This is a genomic window from Paracoccus sp. DMF, assembly GCF_004407025.1.
GTDB lineage: Bacteria > Pseudomonadota > Alphaproteobacteria > Rhodobacterales > Rhodobacteraceae > Paracoccus > Paracoccus aminovorans_B.
Genome location: NZ_SOKV02000191.1, coordinates 1 through 663 on the forward strand (window position 1 = coordinate 1; position 663 = coordinate 663).

The 663-nt window shown below is 68.8% G+C and carries 1 protein-coding gene; it reads left to right on the top strand.

Features of this window, described 5'->3' with window-relative positions; genetic code table 11:
* Nucleotides 1–194 precede the first annotated feature (194 nt).
* Nucleotides 195–663, top strand: a 469-nt coding sequence (locus E3D03_RS21155; protein WP_263568570.1) for a ParB/Srx family N-terminal domain-containing protein, incomplete at its 3' end; no start/stop codon positions are given.

A 663-nucleotide genomic window follows, 5' to 3' on the forward strand; every position in this document is an offset into this window, starting at 1 on the left:
ATCGCCAGCGACAGGGCCGGATTTTTGGGAGGCTACCCGGAAGCCGGAGCCACGCGCGCCCCGCGCAAACACCAATGAACGCTGCCCTTCCGATCGGACACCGCTGGTAGCCGCTGGACCCCGTGTGGAGTCCGGCCCGGCATCCGGAGTCCGGAAGCCACCGGCATCCACCCGACCGAGGAACCGTGCCCATCATGACGTTGAGCTTCGCACCGGACGCGATCGAGACGTGGCCGCTGTCGCGCCTGCAGCCCTACGCGAAGAACGCGAAGGCGCACGGGCCGGACCAGGTTGCCAAGATCGCCGCCAGCATGGCCGAGTTCGGCTGGACCGTGCCGTGCCTCGTTGGCGAGGACGGGGAGCTGATCGCCGGGCATGGGCGTGTGCTGGCCGCAACGCAGCTCGGGCTGACCGAGGCGCCGGTGATCGTGCTTGGGCACCTGACCGAGGCGCAGCGGCGGGCGTACCGCATCGCGGACAACAAGCTCACGGAACTCGGCAGCTGGGACGAGGCGCTGCTGTCAGCCGAGCTGAACGATCTGCTGGCCGAGGATTTCGACCTGTCGCTTGTCGGGTTCTCCGATGGCGAACTGGACAAGCTGCTGGCCTACGTCGCGGAAGACGACGGTGAAGAAGGTGGCGCCGGGGGCTCCGTGCCGCCGG